Below are 23,376 nucleotides of genomic sequence, written 5' to 3'. Positions count from 1 at the left end.
GTCACGTTCCACGGGGAGTCCATTCCAGCTAGACGGGCGCCGACGACCCTACTCCGTAAGGAGGTTGACCCGGGGGGTCACTCGTCCCCCGTCGGCCACGGGTCTCCCCAGGCCACGTCGCGCGCCGCCTTGTACAGGTCGCCGTGGCGCTTGGTGACCGTCCGGCGGCGGATCTGCTCGTCGGGCTCGCAGAGGTCGAGCAGGACCTGTCCCTTGCGGATCTGCGGACGCCGGACCACGCGGGAGGGCGCCGGCGAGACCGGGAGGCGGGTGGCGGCGACGTAGCTGAACTTCTCGTCCTCGTAGGCGAGGGAGCCGCTCTTGACCTGCCGGTGCAGGGAGGAGCGGCTGACGCGCGCCGCGAAGTGGCACCAGTCCGTGCCGGGCACGATGGGACAGGCGGCGCTGTGCGGGCAGGGCGCGGCGACCCGGAACCCGGCGGCGATCAGCCGGTCGCGGGCCTCGATGACCCGGGCGTAGCCGGCGGGGGTCCCGGCCTCGACGATCACGACGGCCTGCGCGGCGCCGGCGGCGGCGTCGACGAGGGCGGCGCGGTCGGACTCGGTCAGCTCGTTGAGCACGTAGGACACCGTGACGAGATCGGTGCGCTCGACGGTGAGCGCGGCCCCGATGCGGGAGCGCTGCCAGCGGGTGTCGCGCAGGGCGGGGAGCGAGGCGGCGATCTCGCGGCCGAGGGCGAGCGCGGGTTCGGCCCAGTCGAGCACGGTCACCGGGCGCGTACCGTCCCAGGTGTCGCTGACGGCCCAGGTCGCGGCGCCGGTCCCCCCGCCCACGTCCACGTGGCTGCCGGGCGCCCAGTCCGGCACGGCCGCGGCGAACTCGGCGAGCGCGGAGCGTACTGCGGCGAAGGTGGCGGGCATGCGGTACGCGGCGTAGGCCACGACGTCGGCGCGGTCGCGGAGGATGGGGGCGTCGGTCGGGGTGTCCCCGCGGTAGTTGGCGATCAGCCGCTCCACGGCCTGCGCGGCCTGGCGGGGCGGGAGCCCGTCGACGAGGTCGGTGAGGGTGGCGCGGAGGGTGTCGGCGGGGTGGTTCACTCGGCGATTGTACGAGGCACTCCGTGGGGTGGCGTTTGCCGGTGGGCCGCGTGGCCCGGCGTCGGCCGGTGGCCCGGGGTGGTACGGGCCACTGCTCGGCGTTTCCCGGTGGGCCGGGGTGGGTGCGGGGCGAGGAGAGGCGTGGCCCGGCGCTGCCGGGGTGCCTCCCCCACTCTCGACTTCGCTCGAGCGGGAGGTGCCCCCACCGCCCACCCGTGCCGCCCCAGCGGCACGACTGCCCGCAGCTGGGGGGGGCGGCGGGGCGGCGACCACCCGCGGCGACGCGGCGATGGCGACCGGCACCCGCGTACGGCGGGGAGGGGCCGCCGGGGGATGGCGACCCGCACCCGCGTACGGCGGGGAGGGGCCGCCGGGGGATGGCGACCCGCAGCCGCGTACGGCGGGGAGGGGACGGGGTGGGGGGTGTCCGCCCGCAGCGGTTGGCGCGTCAACAGAGTTCACTTCTGCGGCCGACCGATTCCGCGCCGTTCCGAGGACGGACACCCCCCGCCCCGGCCCCGCACCACCCACCGAACCCAAGGCGCTACACGCACCCCCACCGAACCCGCACAGGCGCCGCAGGCATCGCAGGAACCGAACCCCGCACAGGTGCCGCAGGCATCGCAGGAACCGAACCCCGCACAGGCGCCGCGGGCATCCACCCCCACCACAACCGAACCCGCACAGCCCGCCGCAGGCACCCGGGTCAGGGGCGTACCGCTCGGGCCAGCTCTGTGCACAGGGTCGCGCGGGGTGTGTTGGACGGAGGGCGGCGGCGGGGGTGGACGGTGTTGGCGAGGAGGACCGCGAAGGTGTCCGTGGCCCGGTCGAGGACCAGCATCGTGCCGGTGAAGCCGGTGTGCCCGGCCGCCCCCCGCCCCGCCAGCTCCCCCATGAACCACGGCTGGTCGAGGGCGAAGCCCAGCCCCGGTTCGGTCAGCAGCAGTTCCACGAAGTCGGGCCCGAGGATGCGCGCCGGCCCGTGCGAGCCGCCCGCGAGCAGCGTCCGGCAGAAGACCGCGAGGTCCCGCCCCGTCGAGAAGAGCCCCGCGTGACCGGCCACGCCGCCCAGCGCCCACGCGTTCTCGTCGTGGACGACCCCGCGCAGCATCCCCCGGTCCACCTTGGCCCAGGGCCGCCGCTGGTCCTCGGTGGCCGCCGCGCCGGGGCACGGCCCGAAGTGCGTCGCCGTCATGCCCAGCGGCCGGGTGATCCCGTCGCGGACGAGGACGTCGAGCGTACGGCCGGTGATGCGCTCCAGAACCTCCTGGAGGAGCAGCATGTTCAGGTCGGAGTAGCAGTACGTGCCCGGCACCCCCACGGGCGGCTCCGCCCGCAGCCGCCGCCTCCGTTCCTCGTCGTCGGCGCAGTCGTACAGCGGGAGTTCGGCCCGCAGCCCGGAGGTGTGGGTGAGCAGCTGCCGTACGGTGACGCGGTGCTCGGCCGCGCCCCGGAAGTCCGGCAGGTAGGCGCCCACCTCCGCGTCGATGCCGAGCGTGCCCCGCTCGATCTGCTGCACGGCGGCGACCGCGGTGAACAGCTTCGTCAGCGAGGCGAGGTCGAAGGGCGTGTCGACGGTCGCCGGCACCCGGGAACCCGCGGGCAGCTCCACGCCCGTGTCGGTGTGCGGGTCGTAGGCGGCGTAGCGCACGGCCCAGCCCGCCGCCTCCTCGACGGCGAGCACGGGTCCCCGCCCGACGGCCACGACGGCGCCCGCCGCCCAGGGGCGTTCGCCCGCCGTGAGGTCGTGCACCAGGGCGACGACACGGCGGAGCCGCTCGGGGTCGAGCCCGGCCCGCTCCGGGGTGTCGCCGCGCAGTCTCGGAGCGCTCAGTTGTCCGCTCCCTTGCCCGCGGGCTTGCCCGTTTCCCCGCGTGTCCCCCGCCCGCGGCACATGGTCACGAGGAAGCCCAGCGCCACCACCGCCGCCACCAGCTGGACCACGGCCATCGGTACGGCGGTGTCCTCCCCGGCGATCCCGACCAGCGGGGAGGCGACGGCACCGATGAGGAAGGAGGACGTGCCGAGCAGCGCCGAGGCGGAGCCGGCGGACTGCTTGACCCGCATCAGGGCGAGCGCCTGGGTGTTGGGCAGGCTGATGCCCATCGCCGACATCAGCACGAACAGCGCGACGGCGACCGGGGCGAGCCCGACCTCTCCGAAGACGCCCAGGGACATCAGCAGCAGCGCGGTCGCGGCGGCGATCACGACGACGAGGCCGAGGGCGAGCACCCGGTCCAGCCTGACCCGTCCGACCAGGACCTTGCCGTTGATCTGTCCGACCACGACGAGCCCGATGGAGTTGAGGCCGAACAGCAGGCTGAACGTCTGCGCGGAGGCCCCGTAGATCTCCTGCACGACGAACGGCGAGGCCGCGACGTAGGCGAAGAGCGAGGCGAAGGCGAAGCCGCCCGCGAACATGTACCCGGTGAAGGCCCGGTCGGCGAGCAGCCCGCGCATCGCGCGGAGGGTGTCGCCGACGCCGCCGGCGTGCCGCTCCTCGACGGGCAGCGTCTCCGGCAGTCTGGCCCACACGAGCGCGCCGAGGGCCACGCCGACCACGACGAGGACGACGAACACGCCCCGCCAGTCCGTGAAGCGCAGGATCTGCCCGCCGATGAGGGGCGCGACGACGGGCGCGACGCCGGAGATCAGCATCAGGGTGGAGAAGAAGCGGGCCATGGCCACGCCGTCGTACAGGTCGCGTACGACGGCGCGGGAGATGACGATGCCGGCGGCACCCGCGAGCCCCTGCACCAGCCGGAAGGCGACGAGGACTTCGACGGTGGGCGCGAAGGCGCACAGGGCGGTGGCGACGACGTAGACGGCGAGCCCGGCCAGCAGCGGTCGCCGGCGCCCCCACTTGTCGCTCATCGGGCCGACCACGATCTGCCCGAGGGCCATGCCGGCGAGGCACGCGGTGAGCGTGAGCTGGACGGTGGCGGCGGGTGCGCCCAGGGACCGGGTGACCTCCGGGAGCGCGGGGAGGTACATGTCCATCGCGAGCGGCGGCGTGGCGGTGAGGCTGCCGAGGATGAGGGTGACGAGCAGGCCGGTGCGGCGGGCGGCACGCAGCGAGCGGAGAGCCGGTCCGTTCCCCGCCTGCGGCATCGGCGCCGCCGCCGTCGAAGACGTTGACCGCGTTGACGGCATTGACGCCGTCGCCGCCGTCGAAGACGTCGGCGGCGACGGCGGCGTGGTCGTGTCCGGTGACCGGTGCGGTACGGACGGCCCGCGCTCGGGCATGTGCCCCTCCCTCTCCTACGGATCCGCCACCTATGCTCTCAGCTCGTACGCCGTTGAACGAACAGACTCGAACAACGAGCGGCGAACGACGGAAAACGAACCTGAGCGAGGGTGGGGCACGGTGTCTGCGGTGACCGGTCAGAAGGTGCGCTGGGGGATTCTCGCGACCGGCGGGATGGCGGCGCGTTTCACGGCGGATCTGGTCGATCTGCCGGACGCGGAGGTGGTGGCGGTCGCGTCGCGGACCGAGGCGTCGGCGAAGGCGTTCGCCGAGAGGTTCGGCATACCGCGGGCGTACGGCGCCTGGGAGACGCTGGCGCGGGACGAGGACGTCGACGTGGTGTACGTCGCGACCCCGCACTCGGCGCACCGGGCCGCGGCCGGCCTGTGCCTGGAGGCCGGGCGGAACGTGCTGTGCGAGAAGCCGTTCACGCTGAACGCGCGCGAGGCGGCGGAGCTGGTCGCGCTCGCCCGCGAGCGGGGCGTCTTCCTGATGGAAGCCATGTGGATGTTCTGCAATCCGCTGGTGCGGCGCCTGAAGACGCTGGTGGACGACGGAGCGATCGGCGAGGTCCGCAGCCTCCAGGCGGACTTCGGCCTCGCGGGCCCCTTCCCGCCGGCGCACCGGCTGCGCGACCCCGCGCAGGGCGGCGGCGCACTGCTCGACCTGGGCGTGTACCCGGTGTCGTTCGCGCAGCTGCTGCTCGGTGAGCCCGCGGACGTCACGGCGCGGGCGGTGCTCTCGGAGGAGGGCGTCGACCTCCAGACGGGTGCGCTGCTCTCCTACGGGAGCGGCGCACTCGCCTCGGTGCACTGCTCCATCACCGGTGGTACGCCCAACTCGGCGTCGGTCACCGGCTCCGAGGGCCGTATCGACGTCCCGAACGGCTTCTTCTTCCCGGACCACTTCGTCCTGCACCGGGACGGCCGCGAACCGCGGGTGTTCCGCGCCGACCCGGCCGACGGGCCCCGCGAGAGCCTGCGGCACGAGGCCGAGGAGGTCATGCGGGCCCTGCGCGCCGGGGAACGCGAGTCGCCGCTGGTCCCGCTGGAGGGCACGCTCGCCGTGATGCGGACGCTCGACGCGATCCGGGACCGCGTCGGCGTCCGCTACCCCGGCGAGGAGACCGCGCCCGCGGACCGTGAGGTCACGCCGGCTTGAGCCCCGGCTCCCCGGCCTCGGTGACGAAGGACCCGGCGGTGGTCAGCGGCGCGCCCTCGGTGGAGACGTGGGACACCGTCTTGAAGTCGGCGCGCGCCGACTCGCGGCCGAGGGACACCGTCGCGTAGCCGCGCCGCCCGTTGAAGAACTTGAGGTGCGGGTTGGCGGTCATGAGGGTGTCCCAGTTGGAGGGCTTCTCCGAGCCGTCGCGGCCGCTGGTGACGGAGGTCGTGACGATCTCCGTGCCCAGGGTCCGGGAGTCCGGGTCGTCGAAGTCGCGCTTGATGTCGAAGCCGTAGGAGACGTGCACGTCGCCGGTGAGGACCATGAGGTTCTCGATCCCGGCGGCCTGCGCGCCGGCCAGGATCCGTTCGCGGGAGGCCGGGTAGCCGTCCCAGGAGTCCATGGAGACCTGGGACGGTGTGGTGGTCATGTTGTACCGCTGGGAGAAGGTGACCTGCTGGGGCACCACGTTCCACAGGGCGTTCGACCGGTGCCAGCCGTTGATCAGCCAGCGCTCCTGGGCGTCACCGGTGAGCGTGCGGGACGGGTCCGTGGACTCGGGCCCGGGGTACTGCCAGCCGTCGCCGTACGCCTGGTCGGAGCGGTACTGGCGGGTGTCGAGCACGTCGAACTGGGCGAGCCGCCCCCAGTACAGGCGGCGGTAGAGCTTGAGGTCGGGGCCGTCGGGCAGCTGGGGCGTGCGCAGCGGCATGTTCTCCCAGTAGGCGCGGTAGGCGGCGGCCCGGCGGATGAGGAACTCCTCCGGCGGGACGCTGTTCTCCGGGGTCTCGTCGGCGTAGTTGTTCTCGGTCTCGTGGTCGTCCCAGGTGACGATGAACGGGTGCGCGGCGTGCGCGGCCCGCAGGTCGGGGTCGGACTTGTAGAGGGCGTACCGCAGGCGGTAGTCCTCCAGCGTCACCGTCTCGTGGTTGAAGAGGGCGGGCAGGGTGCCCGCGGGGTAGGCGCGGGAGCCGCCGGTGGCGTTCACGGCGTACTCGTAGAGGTAGTCGCCGAGGTGGAAGACGACGTCCACGTCCTCCCGGGCCAGGTGCTTGTACGCGGTGTAGTACCCCTCGTCGTACTTCTGGCAGGAGACGAGGCCGAACGTCAGGTCGGAGACCCTGCTGTGCTGCGCGGGCGCGGTGCGGGTGCGGCCGACCGGGCTGACGTACCGGCCGGCGCGGAAGCGGTAGTGGTAGACGTGGCCGGGCTCGAGGTGGTCGACCTCGACGTGCACGGTGTGGTGGAACTCGGGGTGGGCGGTGGTCCGGCCCCTTCTGACGACGCGGCGGAACCGTTCGTCCAGGGCCAGCTCCCAGCTCACCTCGACGCGTTTGGCGGGCAGTCCGCTGTCGGCCTGGTACGGGGCAGGGGCCAGGCGCGTCCACAGCAGCACGGAGCCGGGCTGCGGGTCGCCCGAGGCGACGCCGAGCGTGAAGGGGTTTGCGGTCAGCTGCGCACCGTCCAGTTCGGCGGCGCTCGCGGTGCCGGCGGTCGGCAGGTTCACGGAGAAGGCGAGCGCGGCGGCGGCGCCGGTGACGGTCAGGAAGCGGCGGCGGCCCAGGCTGCGGGCGGCGGCGCGGAGTTCGGGCGCGTGCGAGGTCTTCGTCCGGGCCGGGCCCTGGTGGTTCGCGGGTGTCATCCGTTCCTCCCCAAGCGGTGGTTGCAAGGGGAATTCGAAGCGCCGGGAACGACCCCGGCTTGGCGCGGACATGGCGATCGCATGTCGGACGGATGAGTTCCGCATGTTCCGCGACCCGTACGCTGCCGACTCATGAACACCGTGAGAACCACCGCCGAGGAAAGCGCCGGCCCGCCGAAGGTCGCCGTCGTCACGGGCGCCGGCTCCGGCATCGGCCGGGCGGTCGCCGTCGAACTGCTCCGGGCCGGCTGGTCGGTGGCGCTGGCCGGCCGCCGCCCCGAACCCCTGGCACAGACGGCCGCGGCGGCACCCGCGGGCGGCGGCACGGCGCTCACCGTCCGCGCCGACGTGTCCCGCCCCGAGGAGGTGGCGGCCCTGTTCGGCGCGGTGCGCGACCGGTTCGGGCGACTGGACCTGCTGTTCAACAACGCGGGGACGTTCGGTCCCGGCGGCGTGCCGGTCGAGGAGCTGCCCTACGACGCCTGGCGGCACGTGGTGGACACCAACCTCAACGGGGCGTTCCTGTGCGCGCAGGCGGCGTACCGGCAGATGAAGGAGCAGGACCCGCGGGGCGGGCGGATCATCAACAACGGTTCGATCTCGGCGCACACGCCGCGCCCGCACTCGGTGGCGTACACGGCGACCAAGCACGCGCTGACGGGCCTGACCAAGTCACTGTCGCTGGACGGCCGTCCCTACGGCATCGCGGTCGGCCAGATCGACATCGGCAACGCGGCGACCGAGATGACGGCCGGCATGCGGACCGGGGCACTCCAGGCCAACGGGGAGACGGCACCCGAGCCCGTGATGGACGTGGCCGACGTGGCCCGCACGGTGCGGCACATGGCCGAGCTGCCGCTGGAGGCCAACGTGCAGTTCGCGACGGTCCTGGCGACGACGATGCCGTACGTGGGGCGCGGCTGAGCCGGTCCGCCGGGCGAACTCACCGAGACGGGTCACCGAGCGCTTCGCCCCACGGATCACTTCGGCTGTTCACATCATCGGAATTTCAAAGTCCGCGGTATTGCAGCCGGTGAAGGACATATGCTCAAATCTCCTTCACCGGAGCTTCACACATGAGGCGTTGGTCTTCCACAACGCTCCACGGACCATGCCGAGGGGGGAGACGGCAGCCGTTCCGCCACACCGGCTGGGGGTGGGTCCCGCGCGGGATGCGCGGGGTGCACACCGGTGGACGGAACGGCTGCCGCACTTTCCCGGCGCGTTACGCCTGCCCGGTCTCGAACCGGGCGATCCGGCCGTCCTCGTCCACGGTGAAGTCCCACCGGGTGCGCATCTCGCCCCAGGTGTCGTTGCGGTAGCGGGCGATGAGGGCACGACCGTTGTTCGACTCGTTGTCGACCTCCAGGTGACCGTTGGAGGAGAAGATCTCCTGGTCGATCCACTGGTCGAGGTCCCGGTCGTCCCCGTCGTCGGCCATGGTGGCGCCCGGCGCGAGCAGCGCGAGGAAGGCCTCGCGGTCGTGGGCGTTGACGGCGGCGACGAAGGCGCGGACCGCCGGATCGCTGAGTCGCGTGGTCTGAATCGTCATGGCGGCAGCGTCACACCGGCTCCGCACCCCCGCCACCGGGCCCGCCGACCGGCCCACCGCCCGCCACCACCCGAACGGCGTCCGCGACGGGCCCCGCCGCCGCGGACGGGTGACGGTGGGGAGGTGATCCGCCGCCGCCCGCGGCGGGCGTCCGCGAGGGAGTCGAAGTGAACTGCTCTGACCGACGTGATCTCGGGCTGCTGCTGCTCCGCCTGGGCACCGGCGGCGTCCTGGCCGCGCACGGAGCGCAGAAACTGCTCGGCTGGTTCGGCGGCGGCGGGATCGAGGGCACCGGCCAGGCCATGGAGGCCATGGGCTACGCACCGGGGCGGGCCAGCGCCACCGCGGCGGGTCTCGCGGAGGCGGGCGGCGGGGCGCTGCTGGCGCTGGGCCTGGCCACCCCGGCCGCGGGCGCGGCCGCGGCCGGCGCGATGGCGGGCGCCGCGGCGGTGCACGCCCCGAACGGCTTCTTCGCCCAGGCGGGCGGCTACGAGTACGCGGCCTCCCTCGGCCTGACGGCGGCTGGTCTGGCGGTCGCGGGACCCGGCCGGCTCTCCCTCGACCACGCGCTCGGCCACGCGGTCAACCGGAACTGGATGGTGCCCGCCGCCCTCGCGGTGACGGCCGCGGCCACGACGGTCGTCGTGGGGGCCAGGAACAGGCGGCTGCGCAGGGCGGCGGAGGGACAGCAGGAACCGCTGTTCGACTGACCGCCGTTCGACTGACGGCCGCGAGCGCGGCGGGGGCCGTGGCACGCTGCTCCGCATGAGCGACAACCCGGACGGTGTACGAGCCGACCCCTGGACCACCATCGACGACCTGTGGACGTGGCTGCAGGCGGACCAGCCCGTCGGCGGCAGGGAGGGCCTGCTGCTGCGCATGCTGAAACTGTCGGAGGAGGTCGGTGAGGTCGCCGAGGCGGTGATCGGCGCGACCGGCCAGAATCCGCGCAAGGGCGTCTCCCACACCTGGGAGGACGTGGAGGCGGAGCTGTGCGACGTCGTGATCACGGCGATGGTGGCGCTGCGCACGCTGACTCCCGAGGCCCGGGTGGTGTTCGGCCGGCACCTGGCACGGGTGGCGGACCGCTCGCTGGGTGCGTGAGCGGCGCGCCGGTGCGCACCCGTGCCGACGTGGCCACGGGTGCGCACCGGCGCCGGGTCAGCCCGCGGTGCAGGAGACCGAGGGCCAGTTCCAGTTGCCGTTTGCCTGGATGGTGGCGCCCCAGGTGCTCCCGCCGCCGTTCGGCTTGGCGGTCAGCGTCTGCGCGCTCGGATAACTCGCGTTGACGTTCCACGTCGACAGGACCTTCGCCGGAGACGGCACGTTCATCGTCACCGTCCAGCTGCTCGCCCCGCTGACGGAGACGTTCAGGTTGTACCGGTCCCCCCACTTCTCCCCGGCGGACAACGTCGCCGTACACCCGCCGCCACCGCCACCGCCGCCACCGCTGCCGTCGGGGGCGACCGCACGGCCGGTCTGCGGCGAGATCATGCCGGAGCACAGTCCCTTGCCCGCCAGGGTCTGCGCGATGCGGGGGATGGCCGCCAGGGTGTTGGCGGGCCAGTCGTGCATGAGGATGACCTGGCCGTTGCCGAGACGGGAGACGGCCTGCACGATCGCGTCGGTACTGGCGTTGTTCCAGTCCTGCGAGTCCACGTCCCAGATCACCTCGGTCAGCCCGTACTTGGCCTCGACCGACCGGAGCGTCGCGTTGGTCTCGCCGTACGGCGGCCGGAACAGCTTGGGCGTCCCGCCGCCCGCGCCCGCGATCGCCTGCTGGGTGCGGGAGATCTCCGAGTCCATCTGGGCCTGGCTGAGCTGGGTCATGTGCGGGTGGGTGTAGCTGTGGTTGGCGACCCACATGCCGGCGTCGACCTGGGCCCGGACCAGGGACGGGTTCTGGGCGGCGTACTGCCCCTGGTTGAACATGGTGGCCCGCAGCCCGTTCTGCTTGAGCACGTTCAGCAGGGACTGGGTGCTGCCGGAGGGGCCGTCGTCGAAGGTGAGGCCGACGTATCCGGTGCAGGCGGCGGCCTGGGACGGGGCGGCGCCCGCCACCACGGTGCCCGCGGCCGCGAGCGCGGTCACGGCCACACCGGTGGCCAGGGTGCGAAGGCGGCGCGACGGACGGGGGCTGGTGCGCGTACGCATGGATCCTCCTCGCTGGTGTCGTGCGGTGGGGTCGGCCCGCGGTGCAGGAGACCGAGGGCCAGGTCCAGTTGCCGTTGGCCCGGATGGTGGCGCCCCAGGTGCTCCCGCCGCGGTGGAACGAGCAGGTTCATGGAAGGCGTTCCTCTTCTGCGGGGGTTCGGACAACGGCGCCAGTGTTGGCCTGCCCTCGTCGAGCGTCAACACTTTCGGTCGATATTTCGAAACCTGCGGCATCGCCGTGAGAACCTCGCGGAGGTTTCACGCGCAGCTCAGTCCACCTGTAGCCCCCGGCGGCATGCTGCGAGCAGAACGGACTCGCAGATGCCGCCGGAAAGGCATTCGACGCCCTCCGAAAATTTCGAAGAGGGGTTCAGCAGCCCCCGTCCGCCAGCACGAAGTACCCGGGGGACGTCTCCTTCAAGGTGTGGGTGACGGCGACGTTGTACAGGCCCATGTTCTGGTTCGACCCGTTCGCGTAGGTGTAGCCGCCGCTCTGGTGGGCCCGGCCCGCGGCCACCTGGTGGTAGTTGGAGGCCGTGTAGCACCGGGGCGCGGCGCCCGTGGTCGTGGCCGTGACCGCCCCCGACCGCGTCCCCTCCGCACCGGAGGGAGCGATCGCGGCGACGGTGTAGCGGTAGGCGGTGCCCGCGCTCAGGCCGGTGTCGGTGAAGGACGTGCCCGTCGGGGAGCCGACCTTGCCGCCGTCGCGGTAGACGGCGTACGAGGCGGCGCCGCTCACGGCGGTCCAGGACAGTCCGGCGCTCGTGCCGGTGGTGCCGGTGACCGTCAGCCCGGACGGCGCCGGCAGGGTGCCCTCGCCGTCGCCCGGGGACGCGTCCAGGCCCCAGAACTTCCCGGTGTAGTAGCTGGAGCAGACGCGGTCCAGGTAGTACGTGCCGGTGCTTCCGCAACTGTCGGCGCCCGATCCGGGGCTCACCGCGAGCCCGTGGCCCATGCCGGAGACCGAGAACAGGGCCACGGCGGGCCGGCCGGCCGGGTCGTCGTAGGTGCTCTCGATGGTGCCGCCGGGCAGGCTCCGCGTGCCGGAGGCGGTCTGGCCGACGCCCCAGACGTCGGTCCACTGGTCGCGCAGTTCGGTGCCGTTGACCGGGGCGACGGTCCCGTCCGCGGTGCCCTGCCAGATCGCGACGCGGGGCCACGGACCGGTGTACCCGGGGTAGGAGCCGCGGACCTTGTCGCCCCACTGCTTCGGGGTGAGGCGCTGGTCGCTGTACTGGCAGCCCGACGCGGCGGCCAGGCTGGTCGCGCACTGCGCGGGCAGTCCGGAGGCGACCGCGCCGCCCGCGAAGACGTCCGGGTAGGCCGCGAGCAGGTCGGCGGTCATACCGCCGCCCGCGGACAGGCCGGTGACGAAGACGCGGTGGCGGTCGGAGCCGTACCGCGCCGCCGCGCGGTCGACCATCTGCACGACCGAGGCGGCCTCGCCCCGGCCACGGGTGTCCTCGGCCGGGTCGAACCAGTTGAAGCAGGACATGCTGTTGTTGGCCGGGCCGGTCTGCGGGTACACCACCGCGAAGCCCCACGCGTCGGCGAACTTCTGCCAGCCCGAGTGGGTGTGGTAATCGCTCGCCGACTGGGTGCAGCCGTGCATCGCCACGACCAGCGGCGCGTTCGCGGGCAGGTCGGCCGGCGCGTACACGTACATGCCCAGGTTGCCGGGGTTGGAGCCGAAGTCGGTGACCTGCTGGAGGCCGTCGGCCGCGACGGCGGGCCGGGCGAGCGGGGAGAGGGTGGTCAGGCCGGCGGCGAGGCCGAGTGCCACGGCCAGGACGCGGCATCCGAAGGCGCCGCGCAGGGTGAGGAAACGCATGGGGTGACTCCCGTGGGTGTGAGGTGGGAGAACTGCTGCGGACGCGGCGGCGGACACCGCCCGCCCGACGACGTACCGGCGTGCTGGGAGCGGACCGTACGACCGCGCCGGTGACCGCGACATGTGAGCGGGGCCCAGCGGGCGCCCGCCGCAGTGGTGGCCCGGACCATGGCGCCGCCGATGCCGCTGTGGCAGGGGAAGGGGATGGTGGAGGCCACCATGCCGGGGAGCGGAATTGTGTGACGGGCCCCCGTGTCTGCGCTCTCGCTTCCTTCCTACGGTGTTCCGCCATGGAGAGCACCGAGAATCCCCTCACCCCCCGGTTCCTGGCCGGACGCAAGGCCCTGGTCACCGGGGCGGCCGGCGGAATCGGCCGGGCCTGCGCCGAGGCCTTCGCCGCGGCGGGCGCCGAGGTGTACGTCGTGGACCTGGCCGCCGAGGCCGCCAAGGACGTGGCCGCGGCGACCGGCGGCACGGCGATCGTGGCCGACCTCTCCGACCCGGACGCGGTGGAGGCGCTGCCCGGCGACGCCGACATCGTGGTCAACAACGCCGGCCTCCAGCACGTCGCCCCCGTGCACGAGTTCCCGATGGACCGCTTCGCCCTCATCCAGCGGGTGATGGTGGAGGCGCCCTTCCGGATCGTGCGCCGCACCCTGCCGCACATGTACGCGCGCGGCTGGGGCCGGGTCGTCAACGTCTCCTCGGTGCACGGCCTGCGCGCCAGCGCCTACAAGTCGGCGTACGTCATGGCCAAGCACGCCCTCGAAGGGTTCAGCAAGGTGGTCGCGCTGGAGGGCGCCGCGCACGGCGTCACCAGCAACTGCCTCAACCCCGGCTACGTCCGCACCCCGCTGGTAGAGGACCAGATCGCGGACCAGGCGCTCGCCCACGACATCCCGGCGGGTGAGGTGGTCGAGCGGGTCTTCCTGGAACGCACCGCGATCAAGCGGCTGATCGAGCCGGCCGAGGTCGCCGAGGCCGCCCTGTGGCTGTGCGCCCGCAACACCGGCTACATCACCGGCTCCTCACTGCCGCTGGACGGCGGCTGGACCGCCCACTGAGAGCCGGCCGGCACACCGCGGGCACTTCACCGGCTCCCCGTCCACCCGACGACACGGAGAACAGCCGTACCTCTTGATGCGGGCCGAGGCCCGCGTGAGGAGGTACGGCTGTTCGATGTCCGCCGTGCCTGCGGGAATCGTGAACCGTTCTGCCGTGCGCAGGTGGGAGGCGTGTTCCGGCAGGGCCCCGAATGCGTCGCGAAGGTGGCGCCGTCGACCGTCCACGGCTTCCTGGATGACGGCCTTCCCGATATCACTTTTCGCACGCTGTTAACGACGCGATTTCGGTGCGCCGCACCTTCCGCAATTCGGGTCCGGGGCCGATGCTTCATCAATTGCCCCCGGCGACCGAGGGGGCCACAATGAAGCGCGCACATGTCCCGCCGACAGGACAGTACTGCGGCATTGCCGAGCACTCACTACACCGTTGAAAGGTGGGTTCCGCATGTTCGTCCCCAGCCATTACCGGCAGCCGGAAACGTCGTGGATGGTCGATCTGATGCGCTCCAACCCGCTGGCCCTGATGGCCAGCAACGGCACTCCCGAGGCCGGACCGTTCGCCACCCACCTCCCCGTCATCTTCGACCCGGAGGGCGGGGCGGAACCGGCCGACGACCTCGCCGGACTGCCGCTGCTGGGGCACATGAACCGAGCCAATCCGCACTGGTCGGCGCTGGAGGACGAGACGGTCGTCCTCCTCTCCTTCACCGGCCCGCACGCCTATGTCTCGCCCACCGTCTACGATGTGACCCCCGCCGCCCCCACATGGAATTTCACGTCGGTTCACGTGCACGGGGTGGTGGAGAAATTCGATTCGACCGAGGAGACCCTGGAGGTCGTCCAGGCCACGGTGCGGGCTTTCGAGGAGAAATTCGGCGACAACTGGGACATGACCGATTCCATCGACTATTTCCACAAGATCGTTCCCGCCGTCGGCGCGTTCCGTATTCGTGTCACCAAGGCCGAGGGCATGTTCAAACTAAGCCAGGAGCAGGATCCGGAAATCCGGGATCGTGTGGTCCGGTCGTTCGCCGGGCGCGGCTGCACGCGGCACTCCCAGACGGCCACGCTGATGAGCCGCCTGCCGTGACGGTGCCCTCCGACGCGAGGGGTCCGCATCCCTCTCGGGTGTGCGGACCCCTCGACGGGTGACGACGGCGTACCGTCACTCCAGGGCGGCCTGCCGCATGCCGCCCTCTTTCAGCACTCGGTCGGCCGCTGCGTCGAGGGTGTGCATCACCCACTCCGCCAGCTCGGTGCCGGACTGTTCCGCCGCCTTGTGCCACCACTGGAGCCGGTTGTCGGGCACGGCGAGGCGGCGCGTCGACGCCTCGCCGGCGTCGGCGGCCGGCGGAGTGCCGTCACGGTGGGCGCGGAGGGCGTTGCGCAGTTGCTTGGTGCTCCATTTCATCCGCTCGGCGCGGTCCAGCCAGGTCTCCTGCTCCTCCACGGGCAGGGACGCCAGCTCGGCATGGTGCTGGAAGCTGAGCGCGGAGCGCCGGCGGTACAGTTCGAAACGGCGGGACACCCAGGCGTAGTTGCGCAGCGTCTGGTACTGGAGGCCGGCGGCGCGGATCCCTCGTTCGTAGCGGTCGGCGTAGTGGTCCTTGCCGTAGACGAGCCAGTCACCCAGCCACCAGGACGACGAGTTGAGCAGTCCGGACAGCTGGCGCCCGGCTCGCTCCCACTCCTCGAAGGCGAGTCCGGCGGGTATGTGCAGCCCCACGTTCGTGGTGAGCACCTGGTCGCGGCGCGACTCCGGCGCTCCGGCAGTCCGCGCCTTCTGCGCGGCCCGGCCGAACGGCAGCGCCCTGGAGCCTTCTACTTCAGTGACCTGATTTCTCATCACGCCCTCCATAACAACGCCTTCGTCAGCCGTACCGGTTCGCGGTGGCTCCTTATCGCATACAGAAAGCGTTCACCCCGTCTTAATCGGACAGCACCGAAATCAGTGGCCACGGTCGGGCACCAGGAGTAGACACCCCTGCTCCAGCGGAACCCCGAGTACGACGCCCCGGCCAGGCCGGTTGCCCAAACGCCGCGCTTCTCGAGTAGATCCCGACACCGGATCCAAATTCAAGGATCTTGGCGCCACCGAGCGCGACTTTGCGGAGTCCGAGCTTCCTCTCGACTCCAGAGGTCCAGTCCACTGACTGGCGTGTTTCGTTCGTCCCACCGGTTCGGCCGCACGCCGCGGGTCGAGGTCGTCGGCGACGGAGCGCCTGCCGCGGGTACACGGCGCTTCACCTCGAACGATCAAGGAAGTCGCAGTACAGGGAGGCGCCGAGGAAGACGGCGCTCGCGCCCGCACCCCGGAGGGGCGACCGGGCCCGTGCGGTGGCCGGAACGGAATCCGTTCGTCCTCAGCCACTCCTGCGTCCTGCGAGCTTGCGCCACCGCAGGCGCCAATACAAGCCAGGCCCCCGCCAGGGAGTGGCGCCATTGCGACACGCCGCTTAGACTGCGCCGCATCACCGCTCGGTAACATCGGGGGAGTTATTGCGGCATGGATATGGCTTATGCAGGCATGTCACCAAGATCAAATCTTGCCCCACGCGACAGCAATTCTGCATTGTCACTGGCCGATTTCAGCTCGACGATATTCCGTAGTTTACGTCGGGCCGACCAGCGCAAGTGGGCCTACACCTATCTGAACGGTCTGCTGATCACGCACGGGAAGAAATCGGTGCGCCGGCTGGCGGCCGCCGCCTCGAGCGATCCGTCCGTGGCGCAGGCGCTGCGGCAGTTCGTCAGTCTCAGTCCGTGGGACTTCGACGCCGTGATGGAGGAACTGACGCACTGGGTGGAAGGCCGTGCGTCCGAGCCGGTGTGGAACCTCGGCCGGGTGATCCTGCCCAAGCGCGGCAACCGCTCGGTGGGAGTCGACCGGCACTTCGACCTGGAGTCGGGCCGGTCCGTCAACTGTCAGCTGGGACTGGGCTCGTTCCTGTCCGTGGGCGCCGTCCAGTTCCCCGTCGACTGGAGTCTGTACCTGTCCCCGGCCTGGGTGCAGGACCCGGACCGGCGCAGCGACGCGCGCATTCCCGACTCCGAGCAGTACCGCCCGCTGTGGGCGCTGGCGCTGCGTCTCGTCGACCGGCTCGCGGCCCGGACGTCGTCGTCGTCCCCGGTCGTCGTGGCGGACATGGGCGACGAGCCGGACGTACGGTACCTGCTGAGCGGACTCGCCAAGCGACGGTGCGACTTCGTCGTGGCCGTGCCTCCGCACCTCCCGGTGCTGCCCGTCGGCAACATGGCGGCCACTCCCCTGCCCGTCAGCGCGAGAGCGAGGCTCTCGGCGCAGAACACGGAACCGGCCGTGGTCACCGCACCCGACGGGCGGCAGCGCGTCGCCTCCTTCCAGACCTCGCTCGTCCATGTGCCCGGGCTGTCGCAGGGCCACTCCCCCGGTCCGCCCTACCGGTTGTTCACCGAGATGCGCGAGCCCTCGGTCACCGGTCCGCTGTGGATCACCAGCCTCGCCCATCACGGCCTCCCCGAGGTCGCCTCGCTCGCCGCCGCGCACACCGGGACGGCGGACGCGGTGGCGTTCCTGGAGCGGGACTTCGGACTGCTCGACTTCGAGGGGCGTTCGTTCCCCGGCTGGCACCACCACATGGCCCTCGTCTCCGCCGCGTACACCTATCGGCATCTCGACGCACCCGCCGCACCCGCCCGCTCCGGCAAACGGTGCGGAGCGGGCGGGCAGGCGCCGTAGCGCCCGGGCCGGACCTCGCGTGCCGGCCGTGGGGCCGTCCCGGACCGGGACGGCCCCACGCCGGTCAGCGGCTGTACTCGGGTTCCTGGGTCTGCCTCGGATGGGGCGGGGCACCGAGCCGGCGCGCAAGCTTCCCGCCCTCCACGTCCATGTCCGGCAGCACCCGGTCGAGCCACTTCGGCAGCCACCAGGCCCGGTCGCCGAACAGGGCGAACAGGGCCGGGATGACGGCCATGCGCACGACGAACGCGTCGAAGAGCACGGCAAGGGCCAGACCCAGGCCGACCATCCGCACGAAGTCGTTGTCCTCCATGACGAACCCGGAGAACACGCTCGTCATGATCAGGGCCGCCGCGGCGACCACCCGTCCGCTGTACCGGAAGCCGGTGACGACGGCCTGGTGAGTGGACTCGCCATGGACGTAGGCCTCGCGCATCCGCGTCACCAGGAACACTTCGTAGTCCATGGCCAGGCCGAAGACCACACCGATCATGAAGATGGGCATCGTGGACATGATGGGCCCCGGCTGGTCCACGCCCACGATGTCGGCGAACCAGCCCCACTGGAAGATGACCACGACCACGCCGAGTGCCGCGGAGACCGACAGCAGGAAACCGAGGGCGGCCTTCAGCGGCACGAGGAGCGAGCGGAAGACGAGGATCAGCAGGACGAAGGCGAGGCCGACGACGAGCGCGAGGTACGGCACCAGCGCGTCGTTGAGCGTCCTGGAGAAGTCGATGAACATGGCCGTCTGACCGCTCACCAGTACCTCGACGCCATCGGCCCGCCCGAAGTCGTGCAGGTCGCCGCGCAGGGTCTTCACCAGCTCTTCCGTCGTGCCCTCCGTCGGCCCGGTCTCGGGTACGACGTTGACGATGGCGGTGTCACCGGCCTCGTTGGGCGTCGGCGCGCCCACCTGGGCGACACCGGGCCGGCCGCTGAGTTCACCGGCGACGTCCTCGGCCACGGCCTTGGCGTCCTCGGCCTCGACGGTCACCAGCAGAGGACCGTTGAAGCCCGGGCCGAAGGACTCCGACAGCATGTCGTAGGCCTTGCGCTGGGTGGTGTCGGGGGCCATCGTGCCCTCACCGGGCAGACCCAGTTCCAGCCTGGTGGCGGGCGCGGCGATGACGCCGAGGCCCAGCACCCCGAGCAGCAGGACGGCGGCGGGGCGGCGCAGGACGAGCCCGGCCCAGCGGGCTCCGAGGTTCGGCCGCTGCCGGGCCGCCCGCTTCTCGTTCTTGCGGCGCTGCCGGGCGCTGAGGCGCTTGCCCGCGATCCGCTTGCGCTCCCGGCGGGGCAGCACCCGGTAGGGGGCGAAGCCGAGCAGCGCGGGCACCAGCGTGACGGCGACGAGGACCGCGATAGCGACGGTGCCGGCGGCGGTGAGGCCCATCTTGGTGAGTATCGGGACGTTGACGACGGCGAGGCCGGCGAGGGCGACGATCACGGTGAGGCCGGCGAAGACGACGGCGGATCCGGCGGTGCCGACGGCCCGTCCCGCGGCCTCCCCTCGGTCCCGGCCCTCGGCCATCTCGGCACGGTAGCGGGAGACGATGAAGAGGGCGTAGTCGATCCCGACCGCCAGGCCGATCATCATGGCCAGCGTGGTGGTCGTCGAGGACAGGCCGAGGGTGCTGCCGAGCGCGCCGATCGCCGAGATGCCGATGCCGACGCCGATGAGGGCCGTGATCAGCGGCATGCCGGCCGCCACCAGCGAGCCGAAGGTCAGGACGAGGATGACCGCGGAGACGCCGATGCCGATGAGCTCGGCGGTACCGCCCAGCGCCTGGTCCACGGGGACCGCGTCACCGCCCATCTCCACCGTGAGCCCCTCCGCCCGGGCGTCGGCGGCGGCCCGCAGCAGTGCGTCGTGCGCCCGGTCCGAGACCTCGGCGGCGGCGACGTCGTAGGTGACGACGGCGTAGGCCGTCGTGCCGTCCTCGCTGACGGCTCCCCCGGCGAAGGGGTCGGAGACCCGGACGACCTCCGGGGCCTCGGAGAGGTCGGCGACGAGGGCGGCGACCTCCTTGCGGGGCCCGGTGTCGGAGATCTTGCCGCCCTCCGGGGCGCGGACCACCACCCGGGCCGAGGCACCGTCGGCGCTGGCCGCCGGGAACTTCTCCTTGAGCAGGTCGAAGGCCCTCTGGGACTCCGTGCCCGGCATGGAGAAGGTGTCGGCGGGCGGGGCGGGCGCGGTCGAGGCGGCGAACGCGGCACCGCCGAGTGCGAGCAGCCACAGCAGGACGACGACGCCTCGTCGCCGGAAGGCGAACCGGCCCAGTTTGTACAACAGGGTGGCCACGGTGCATCAACTCCAGGTGAGTCATGGGGGAAGGCGAGGTGAGCGAGGGAGCGACCGGCGGCTGGGCCACGCCCCGGTCAGGGCGGCCCGGTCCGGTCGGGCGACGGGGCGTCGCGGCGTCGCCGCGGTCCGGCGCGGGCCTGGGTCGTGAGGAGCGGCACGGCGCACAGCGCGATCACCGGTAGCGCGCCCAGCAGGAAGCGGGGTCCGGCCTGCGCGGAAAGGGCGAGGATCAGCAGCGCCGCGGCCGTCACGGCCAGGGCGCTGTGCCGCCGCCACCGGTCGCCGCGGGTCTCCCCGCCGGCAGCCGCCCGTCCGGCGGGAACGGCACGGCCCGCGGGCGGTGCGGTGGTGAGCGCGGTGACGGCGTCCTCGATGCCGGGGCTGCGCACGGACAGCCGACGGGGCACGAGGCGGGCGTCGTCCAGGACGTCGAGGACGGCGCGCACCAGGCCGGCGCTGCCGTCGCCGGGGATCTGCAGGCTGAGCGCGGCGGGATCGATCTCGGCGGTGTGCAGACGGAACAGCCCGGCCGCGGTGGCGAGGTCGGCGGCGGTGGCGAAGTGGAGCCGGATGTGTCCGCCGGGCACCAGCCGCAGCAGTTCCTCCCGGGTGCCCTCCGCGACGATCCGGCCCCGGTGCAGTACGCCGATCCGGTCGGCGAGGCGGGCCGCCTCGTGCGGGGAGCGCGTGGTGAACACGACGGCGGCGCCGTCGGCGGCGAGGTCGCGCACGACCCCGCGCACCAGGCGGCGGCCCACCGCGTCGAGGCCCTCGGTGGGTTCGTCCAGCAGCGCGACCTCGGGTTCCCCGGCCAGCAGCACCGCCAGCGCCAGCCGGCGCCGCAGGTCGGCGGAGAGGGTGGCCGCCGGTACGGCCGCCGCCTGCGTCAGTCCGAGCTGTTCGACGAGTCCGGCGGCCCTGGCCCGGGCGCTCGGCGCCGGCAGCCGCCGCAGCCGGGGGGTCAGGAGCAGGTTCTCCTCGGCGGTGAGGCGGCCGTCCACCGCGGGGGCCCGGCTGAGAAGCCCGGCCGCGTCACGCACGGAGCGCGGGTCGGACGCGGGGTCGTACCCGGCGATCCGTATGCGGCCGCCGTCCGCGGGGGTGTGGGCCGCCAGGACGCGCAGGGCGGTGGTCTTGCCGGAGGATCCGGTGCCCAGCAGCGCGAAGGCGGTGCCGTGCGGGACGCTCAGGTGGAGACCGTCGAGGGCGGTGCGACGCCCGTACGCCTTGCGCAGCCCGCGCACCAGGACGGCCGGCGCGTCCGTGCCGGGCGGCCCGGGTACGGCCCGGTGACCGGTCACGCCGCCCTCCCGCCGGTGAGCAGCGGCAGGAGCCGCGGTCCTGACACCTCCGGGGAGGACAGGAAGACGGGCGGGTTGTCGGGGTCGGTGCGCAGCCGGGGGAAGCGGTCCAGGAGGGCGCCCAGCGCGATCCTGCCTTCCAGCCGGGCCAGCGGGGCGCCCAGGCAGAAGTGGATGCCGCGGCCGAAGCCGAGGTGGGGGTTGGGATCGCGTGCGGGGTCGAACACGTGCGGCCGGGAGAAGACCTTCTCGTCGCGGTTGGCCGCGCCCAGCCAGAGCGCGACGATCTGACCCGGCAGCAGCCGCTGCCCGCCCAGTTCGACGCGCTCGGTGACGACGCGGTGGAAGACGGCGAAGGGGGTCATCAGCCGCAGCGACTCCTCGATCACGGCGGGAACGCCGCTCCGGTCGGCACGCAGCCGGGCCGTGTGTCCGGGGTGTGCGTCGAGGCAGAGGGCGGTGTTGCCGAGGAGCAGGGCGGTGGTCACGTATCCGGCGAGGAACAGCAGTTCCACGAAGGCGGTCAGGGCCGTGCCGCTCAGCCGTTCCCCGTCGATCTCGGCGTGGACGAGCCGGCTGAGCAGGTCGTCTCCGGGGTGCCGGCGACGTTCCTCGATGTGCGCCGCGAAGTACTCGCTCATCCGCCGTGACAGGTCGTACGCGGCGTCGACGTGCCGGTCCTGCTCCGGGTTGCCGCCGACCGACGGCGGCTCGGTGCCCGGGAACAGCTCGTCGGCCCACTGCCGGAACAGGGCGTGGTCCTGACGCGGCACACCGAGCAGGCAGGCGATGACGGTGATGGGCAGCGGCTGGGCGAAGTCCCCTATCAACTCGATCTCGCGCCGGCCGTCCACGGCGTCGAGCAGCTCGCGGGTGAGCGAGGCGACGCGCGGCTCCAGGGCGGCGACGGCCCCCGGAGTGAAGGTCTTGCCGACGAGCCGGCGCAGGGCACGGTGCTCGGGCGGATCGAGCTGGGTGAGCATGCCGCCGGCGTCGTAGTCGTCGGGCTCCGGCAGGAAATGCCGGTTCGTGTCGGAGGAGAAGACGCCGGGATCGGAGAGCACCCGGACCGTCTCGGAGTGTCCGTAGACGTTCCACACACCCTGGCACTCGTCGAAACCGACCGGCCCGGCGGGCCGGTCACCACGGAGCCAGAAGTGCTGTTCGGGCACTCCCCATCCGTCGGCGAGCCGGGCGATCGGAGAGCGCGGCAAACACGGAGGAGCCATAGCGCCATCATGACATCACATGGCGCCACAACCAAGCGGACACGGGTCATGATGGCGCACAGTGTGCGGTCCGCGGCCGAAAGCGCGCCCATATTCTTGTGTATTCAACAGCTATGACCAGGGAAGCAGCAGGTCAGCGGGGGTCAGGCAGCGGGAGAGTCAGAATGACGCCATTGTGGGGCCGCTTCGCCCGTCGGCTGGCGCCGTGCGGCATACGTGCGACGACCCGGGCCCTCGTGGAAGCAGGACCCGGGTCGTCGGGAGGTCGTCGGCGGCGGTGTCAGCCCAGTCGAGCGCGGATCAGCTCCGCCACCCGGCTCCAGTGGGAGGCGAGGTAGAAGTGCCCGCCCGGCAGGACCGTCAGCTCGTGCGGCCCGGTGGTGTGCGTGGCCCAGTCGCGCGCCTCGGCCGGCGAGAACTGGGGGTCGTCGTCGCCGGTGAGGACGGACAGGGGGCACCGCAGCGGCGGCCCCGGCGTCCACCGGTAGGTCTCGGCGGCCCGGTAGTCGGCCCGCATCGCCGGCAGGATCAGCTCCAGCAGCTCCGGGTCGCCGAGGATCCGGGCGTCCGTGCCGCTGAGCCGGGCGAGGTGCGCGATCAGCGCGTCGTCGTCCGCCCGGTGGATTCCCTCGTCGCGGACCAGGCGCGGAGATCGCCGGCCCGACACGAACAGGGCCGCCGGAACACTCCCCTCCGCTTCCAGTCGCCGCGCCACCTCGAAGGCCACGGAGGCGCCCATGCTGTGGCCGAAGAGGGCGAGGGGGCGGTCCTGCCACTGACGCAGCTCACCCACGACGGCGTCGGCGAGGGCCGGGACGCTGTCCACGCACGGCTCGCCACGGCGGTCCTGGCGCCCGGGATACTGGACGGCGAGCACCTCGGCGCCCGGCGCCAGTGCGGCCGACAGCGGGAAGTAGAAGGAGGCCGCGCCGCCTGCGTGCGGGAAGCAGACCAGCCGGGGCGCGTCGGTGTGTGCGCGGTGGAACAGCCGCAGCCATCCGGTTCCGGCCGCCGGCATGGCGGTGCCCGTCGCTGTCTCGCTCATGTGGGTCCTCTCGTCCCGACCGCCGTACGGTCTCGTCGTCCGCTCGTCTCGTGTGCGCTCCCG

Annotated in this window: 19 protein-coding genes; 7 read left to right on the top strand and 12 right to left on the bottom strand. The window is 72.5% G+C overall.

The features are described from left to right. Positions 1 to 77 precede the first annotated feature (77 nt). The 3 genes from EV562_RS20440 to EV562_RS20425 all read right to left on the bottom strand — a co-directional run bounded on the left by EV562_RS20440 (position 78) and on the right by EV562_RS20425 (position 4,169). Complete coding sequence (locus EV562_RS20440) at positions 78 to 1,058, bottom strand: small ribosomal subunit Rsm22 family protein (RefSeq protein WP_133888269.1); 981 nt, start codon at positions 1,056 to 1,058, stop codon at positions 78 to 80. Between the two features lie 706 nt (positions 1,059 to 1,764). After that, positions 1,765 to 2,811: a serine hydrolase domain-containing protein gene (locus EV562_RS20430; protein ID WP_133888268.1), complete on the bottom strand. Its 1,047-nt coding sequence runs from the start codon at positions 2,809 to 2,811 to the stop codon at positions 1,765 to 1,767. 77 nt (positions 2,812 to 2,888) lie between these two features. Then, complete coding sequence (locus EV562_RS20425; protein WP_133888267.1) at positions 2,889 to 4,169, bottom strand: multidrug effflux MFS transporter; 1,281 nt, start codon at positions 4,167 to 4,169, stop codon at positions 2,889 to 2,891. Between the two features lie 265 nt (positions 4,170 to 4,434). Here EV562_RS20425 and EV562_RS20420 point away from each other — a divergent pair, with 265 nt between their 5' ends. Continuing rightward, a complete protein-coding gene (locus tag EV562_RS20420; protein WP_166661910.1) occupies positions 4,435 to 5,466 on the top strand; it encodes a Gfo/Idh/MocA family oxidoreductase in 1,032 nt (343 codons plus the stop codon). Here EV562_RS20420 and EV562_RS20415 read toward each other — a convergent pair. Next, positions 5,453 to 7,111 carry an alkaline phosphatase D family protein gene (locus EV562_RS20415; RefSeq protein WP_133888265.1) on the bottom strand — a complete coding sequence of 553 codons (1,659 nt, stop codon included), beginning with the start codon at positions 7,109 to 7,111 and terminating at the stop codon, positions 5,453 to 5,455. The genes EV562_RS20420 and EV562_RS20415 overlap by 14 nt on opposite strands. Positions 7,112 to 7,243: 132 nt before the next feature. Between EV562_RS20415 and EV562_RS20410 the strand changes: the two genes are divergently transcribed. Next, a complete protein-coding gene (locus EV562_RS20410) occupies positions 7,244 to 8,035 on the top strand; it encodes an SDR family oxidoreductase (RefSeq protein ID WP_133888264.1) in 792 nt (263 codons plus the stop codon). 301 nt (positions 8,036 to 8,336) lie between these two features. On the opposite strand, the gene EV562_RS20405 is transcribed toward EV562_RS20410, so the two are convergent. Continuing rightward, entirely contained in the window at positions 8,337 to 8,663 is a 327-nt protein-coding gene (locus EV562_RS20405) for a nuclear transport factor 2 family protein (protein ID WP_133888263.1), read from the bottom strand. Between the two features lie 167 nt (positions 8,664 to 8,830). Here EV562_RS20405 and EV562_RS20400 point away from each other — a divergent pair, with 167 nt between their 5' ends. Together EV562_RS20400 and EV562_RS20395 are read left to right on the top strand one after the other, a co-directional pair. After that, positions 8,831 to 9,373 (top strand): DoxX family membrane protein, encoded by a 543-nt coding sequence (locus EV562_RS20400; RefSeq protein WP_133888262.1) that lies wholly within the window; start codon positions 8,831 to 8,833, stop codon positions 9,371 to 9,373. A 55-nt stretch (positions 9,374 to 9,428) separates the two neighbouring features. Continuing rightward, positions 9,429 to 9,767: a MazG-like family protein gene (locus EV562_RS20395; protein ID WP_133888261.1), complete on the top strand. Its 339-nt coding sequence runs from the start codon at positions 9,429 to 9,431 to the stop codon at positions 9,765 to 9,767. A 57-nt stretch (positions 9,768 to 9,824) separates the two neighbouring features. Here EV562_RS20395 and EV562_RS20390 read toward each other — a convergent pair whose 3' ends face one another. Both EV562_RS20390 and EV562_RS20385 read right to left on the bottom strand, forming a co-directional pair. Next, a complete protein-coding gene (locus EV562_RS20390) occupies positions 9,825 to 10,817 on the bottom strand; it encodes a polysaccharide deacetylase family protein (RefSeq protein WP_133888260.1) in 993 nt (330 codons plus the stop codon). Positions 10,818 to 11,187: 370 nt separating this feature from the next. Beyond that, positions 11,188 to 12,648: a PHB depolymerase family esterase gene (locus tag EV562_RS20385; RefSeq protein ID WP_133888259.1), complete on the bottom strand. Its 1,461-nt coding sequence runs from the start codon at positions 12,646 to 12,648 to the stop codon at positions 11,188 to 11,190. A gap of 290 nt (positions 12,649 to 12,938) precedes the next feature. Here EV562_RS20385 and EV562_RS20380 point away from each other — a divergent pair, with 290 nt between their 5' ends. Continuing rightward, the gene (locus tag EV562_RS20380) at positions 12,939 to 13,712 is read left to right on the top strand and encodes a 3-hydroxybutyrate dehydrogenase (protein ID WP_133888258.1); all 774 of its coding nucleotides are present in this window, start codon (positions 12,939 to 12,941) and stop codon (positions 13,710 to 13,712) included. Positions 13,713 to 14,157: 445 nt separating this feature from the next. After that, positions 14,158 to 14,802, top strand: a complete 645-nt coding sequence (locus EV562_RS20375; protein WP_133888257.1) for an FMN-binding negative transcriptional regulator — start codon at positions 14,158 to 14,160, stop codon at positions 14,800 to 14,802. A gap of 75 nt (positions 14,803 to 14,877) precedes the next feature. On the opposite strand, the gene EV562_RS20370 is transcribed toward EV562_RS20375, so the two are convergent. Next, a complete protein-coding gene (locus EV562_RS20370; RefSeq protein WP_243860106.1) occupies positions 14,878 to 15,558 on the bottom strand; it encodes an LmbU family transcriptional regulator in 681 nt (226 codons plus the stop codon). Between the two features lie 726 nt (positions 15,559 to 16,284). Here EV562_RS20370 and EV562_RS20365 point away from each other — a divergent pair. Then, on the top strand, positions 16,285 to 17,430 hold the full coding sequence (locus EV562_RS20365) for a transposase (protein ID WP_166661909.1): 1,146 nt from the start codon (positions 16,285 to 16,287) through the stop codon (positions 17,428 to 17,430). 64 nt (positions 17,431 to 17,494) lie between these two features. On the opposite strand, the gene EV562_RS20360 is transcribed toward EV562_RS20365, so the two are convergent. From EV562_RS20360 to EV562_RS20345, 4 genes are all read right to left on the bottom strand, one after another. Next, on the bottom strand, positions 17,495 to 19,735 hold the full coding sequence (locus EV562_RS20360; protein ID WP_133888255.1) for an MMPL family transporter: 2,241 nt from the start codon (positions 19,733 to 19,735) through the stop codon (positions 17,495 to 17,497). 77 nt (positions 19,736 to 19,812) lie between these two features. Continuing rightward, a complete protein-coding gene (locus EV562_RS20355; protein WP_133888254.1) occupies positions 19,813 to 21,039 on the bottom strand; it encodes an ABC transporter ATP-binding protein in 1,227 nt (408 codons plus the stop codon). Then, the gene (locus tag EV562_RS20350) at positions 21,036 to 22,211 is read right to left on the bottom strand and encodes a cytochrome P450 (RefSeq protein WP_243860105.1); all 1,176 of its coding nucleotides are present in this window, start codon (positions 22,209 to 22,211) and stop codon (positions 21,036 to 21,038) included. The genes EV562_RS20355 and EV562_RS20350 overlap by 4 nt, the downstream gene beginning before the upstream one ends. A gap of 337 nt (positions 22,212 to 22,548) precedes the next feature. Then, the gene (locus EV562_RS20345; protein ID WP_208298386.1) at positions 22,549 to 23,313 is read right to left on the bottom strand and encodes an alpha/beta fold hydrolase; all 765 of its coding nucleotides are present in this window, start codon (positions 23,311 to 23,313) and stop codon (positions 22,549 to 22,551) included. Positions 23,314 to 23,376: the final 63 nt, after the last annotated feature.

Source organism: Streptomyces sp. BK208, from assembly GCF_004364245.1.
Taxonomy (GTDB): Bacteria; Actinomycetota; Actinomycetes; order Streptomycetales; family Streptomycetaceae; genus Streptomyces.
This window is presented reverse-complemented; position numbering and strand designations above follow the sequence as displayed.

Bases quoted from the DNA above. Each gene is read 5' to 3' on its own strand.
- EV562_RS20380 (WP_133888258.1), top strand. From the start codon at position 12,939: ATGGAGAGCACCGAGAATCCCCTCACCCCCCGGTTCCTGGCCGGACGC.
- EV562_RS20385 (WP_133888259.1), bottom strand. From the start codon at position 12,648: ATGCGTTTCCTCACCCTGCGCGGCGCCTTCGGATGCCGCGTCCTGGCC.
- EV562_RS20405 (WP_133888263.1), bottom strand. From the start codon at position 8,663: ATGACGATTCAGACCACGCGACTCAGCGATCCGGCGGTCCGCGCCTTC.
- EV562_RS20370 (WP_243860106.1), bottom strand. From the start codon at position 15,558: ATGAGAAATCAGGTCACTGAAGTAGAAGGCTCCAGGGCGCTGCCGTTC.
- EV562_RS20410 (WP_133888264.1), top strand. From the start codon at position 7,244: ATGAACACCGTGAGAACCACCGCCGAGGAAAGCGCCGGCCCGCCGAAG.
- EV562_RS20390 (WP_133888260.1), bottom strand. From the start codon at position 10,817: ATGCGTACGCGCACCAGCCCCCGTCCGTCGCGCCGCCTTCGCACCCTG.
- EV562_RS20345 (WP_208298386.1), bottom strand. From the start codon at position 23,313: ATGAGCGAGACAGCGACGGGCACCGCCATGCCGGCGGCCGGAACCGGA.
- EV562_RS20425 (WP_133888267.1), bottom strand. From the start codon at position 4,169: ATGCCGCAGGCGGGGAACGGACCGGCTCTCCGCTCGCTGCGTGCCGCC.
- EV562_RS20395 (WP_133888261.1), top strand. From the start codon at position 9,429: ATGAGCGACAACCCGGACGGTGTACGAGCCGACCCCTGGACCACCATC.
- EV562_RS20375 (WP_133888257.1), top strand. From the start codon at position 14,158: ATGTTCGTCCCCAGCCATTACCGGCAGCCGGAAACGTCGTGGATGGTC.
- EV562_RS20415 (WP_133888265.1), bottom strand. From the start codon at position 7,111: ATGACACCCGCGAACCACCAGGGCCCGGCCCGGACGAAGACCTCGCAC.